Annotated in this window: 3 protein-coding genes; all 3 read right to left on the bottom strand. The window is 49.0% G+C overall.

Going from position 1 to position 2,943, the window contains the following annotated elements; all coding sequences use genetic code 11:
* Positions 1 to 178: 178 nt before the first annotated feature.
* Positions 179 to 1,711, bottom strand: a complete 1,533-nt coding sequence (gene grdC / locus MHN01_RS22905) for a glycine/sarcosine/betaine reductase complex component C subunit beta (RefSeq protein WP_239413657.1) — start codon at positions 1,709 to 1,711, stop codon at positions 179 to 181.
* 72 nt (positions 1,712 to 1,783) lie between these two features.
* A complete protein-coding gene (grdA, locus tag MHN01_RS22910) occupies positions 1,784 to 2,248 on the bottom strand; it encodes a glycine/sarcosine/betaine reductase complex selenoprotein A (RefSeq protein WP_370646547.1) in 465 nt (154 codons plus the stop codon).
* Positions 2,249 to 2,262: 14 nt separating this feature from the next.
* Positions 2,263 to 2,730 (bottom strand): glycine/sarcosine/betaine reductase complex selenoprotein A, encoded by a 468-nt coding sequence (gene grdA, locus MHN01_RS22915; protein WP_083651932.1) that lies wholly within the window; start codon positions 2,728 to 2,730, stop codon positions 2,263 to 2,265.
* Between the last annotated feature and the right edge of the window lie 213 nt (positions 2,731 to 2,943).

Genomic DNA, 2,943 nt, shown 5'->3' on the forward strand with positions numbered 1-2,943 from the left:
TGTACTGACGGGCAACCAGTTGAGCACCGCGTAGTAGCTCCTGAGGACCATGTTCGCTACCAACCAGTGTCAGGGCGATGCGGGTCTTCTTGCCAAACTGGCCGCTAAGCAGGCCATCAGCCATGGCGTTGAAGGTATCGGACAGTTGTTGATTGATGTTACTCATAGCAACCTCCGATTACTGTTCGCGATTTAACAAGTTCTCAGCCACATCACGCATTGCCTGGGCAACAACCTGCTTGACCTGAGCCTCATCAAACACTTCTTCCTGCTTGCCGCTGTTTTTCTGAACCACAAAGCTCAGACCATCAAACAGGTTGGTCATACGGCCCAGGAACAAGCTGCCCTTGCCGACCATCATAAAGTTGTTGATATCACCGTTGACAATCATTTCGCGGCCAAAGCCAAGGAAAGGAACGCCAGACGGGATATGGCCCTGAGTCGGTGCAAAGCCTGTCATACCATGCTCAGCAACAAACTGAGGTAGCTGGGTGCGCTCTAGCTGGCCTTCTTTAACCGCTAGCGCCGCAATCATTTTGTAGTTTGACTCCGGAACATTACCTGCGCCTGCTGGCTTGGTAATTTCTGGGTTTTGCATTTCGACAGAGTACTTGTCGATGTCTGTCATCGCCATACCGGCATTTTTCAGCGGGTTGGCAATCAGTGCTGTCATTACAGCCTGCGGAGAGGAGCCGGTACCGATCTGATGGCGACCAACAATATCAGTATTGATTTCAGGGCTGATACCGTCGTTTTCTGTCACCATACAGGCAAAGCCAGCCAGACAGTCTTCCAGTACCGGCATGTTGTTTTTAACATGGTCGCGGCCGTTCATGCCCAGTTTGGCAACGGCGCCACCAGCAACTACCATCACGTTCTTGAATACGCCGGATTTAACCAGGGCAGCAGCCAGAGTCATCGCGTGGGCCGGTGCGGCACAGAAGCCACGTACATCCGAGCCCGTTGCGCTATTACAGCCGATGACTTCACCAATCGCCTTGGCGAAGTTACCGCCGCCACGCTGGTTGATGTCACCACAGGCTTCTTCCGAACATTCGATGAGGTAATCAACCTTGTCGAGCTCAATGCCCTGCTGTTTCAGGTGCATGGCCGCCATCACGCCTGATGCCTTGGTACACAAGTTTTCAAGCATAATATGGGCAGACAGGTTTTCATCCTCGTCGTGGGCGGCTTTCACACAGCCGACCAACTCACCGTTCATCATCAGCACTTCCGCCTGATGATTTTCAACCAGCGCCAGGATCTCATCTTTGGTGATAAGCTGATGGCCGGCAAACAGGTCAACATCACCGTATAGGGCATGCTGGCCTACCTTTGGCTGATAGGTGTCAATAAATTCTTGAGTAAAATGAACCAGGTTGAACACGTCTACGTGGTTCAACATGGCATAGAAACTTTCCTGGCTATAAATTTCGCCGAACTTGCCTTCGTGAGAAGTGTGTTCTTTGTTCTCAAACCATGGCTGGGGAATATCTGCCAACTGTTGTGGGGTAAGGTTACCGATATAACACTGGTTGGACGGGTAAGAAACCACGTCTTCATAAGGACGAAGGTGGTCTTTTAGCTGCTGTAAATAGCTGTCTGCCGGGTCTTTAGCCCGAGACTGCACCTGTACCGAACCATGTTGAATCAATACATCTGGGGTATGGGCGAGCACATAGCTCACACCTTTAATTACTGCGTATCCCATTGTTACTCCTGCATCCGAGCCGGATAGTAGGTTCGAGCCAGAGGCCTGACCCGAACCAGCATTGAGATATACTTATGCTAATGCAGTTTCGCTGCGGTATTGTTGCATTTCCGCTTTAATCGCATCGACATCAAGTACCATTTCCATCATTCCGACCTGCTCGTCATAGACTGCCGGATCGACGGCTTCTTTAATTTCGTCTTCAACCACGTGATAACAAGAAAGTCCTAACTGGACTCCCGCCAATGGTCCTGCAAAAGTCGGATCACCGGTGGTGACGGTTTCACATGCCAGGCCAGAAGCTTCTGCTTCCGCGCCGCCAAGAATCACAACTAGATTCTCTGCGCCTTTCTCCTCGGCTAGTGCTTTAATCCGCTTTTGGTTCTCAAGATCCATTGCGCCTGCGCTTGTTCAGACAAAACATTCTGTTGTAGAGAAAGCAATGTGAGCACCTGTGGTCTTCATGCAAGCTTCGATTGCCTGACCAGGTACGCCATCGCGGTCTCCAAGAATGATCACTGTTTTATTAGCGAACACAATCGTTCTCCCGATTAAACATACTTACCAAATTGCTCACGATACTCTTTGACCTCTGCAACGATGGCATCGACATCAAGTACCATTTCCATCATGCTGATCTGCTCGTCATAGACGTCAGAATCCACATTGTCTTTTATTTCCGGCTCAACCACATGATAACAAGAGAGTCCTAACTGGACTCCGGCTAATGGTCCGGCAAAAGTAGGATCGCCGTTTGTCACGGTTTCACATGCCAGGCCCGAAGCTTCCGCTTCAGCACCACCAAGTACGACTACCAGATTCTCTGGGCCGAACTCGTCAGCAAAACCTTTAATCCTCTTTTGGTTTTCCAGATCCATAGCACCTGCGCTGGTTCAGACGAAACACTCAGTTGTAGAGAAAAGAACATGTGCGCCAGCAGTTTTGATACAAGCTTCGATAGCCTGTCCTGGTACACCGTCTCTGTCTCCCAAGATAATTACTTTCTTATCTTTGAGCATTGTTCACTCCAAGGGTACAGATTACTAAGGTTATGTTGTTGCCAGTTGCCCGGTACAACATGTTTTCTTAAAAACTCGGTTTCTATACGAAACGTTGTTTTTCTATTTGTTCAACAGGTTAGATAACCTATTCAATACAAATTCTTTTTGTCAGCCTTACGCTTTTTCAGCTATGAAGCTTTCTACTTCTTGTGCGATTTCTTCAATTTCAAG

Origin of the sequence: Photobacterium sp. OFAV2-7 (genome assembly GCF_022347985.1) — a bacterium.
Taxonomy (GTDB): Bacteria; Pseudomonadota; Gammaproteobacteria; order Enterobacterales; family Vibrionaceae; genus Photobacterium.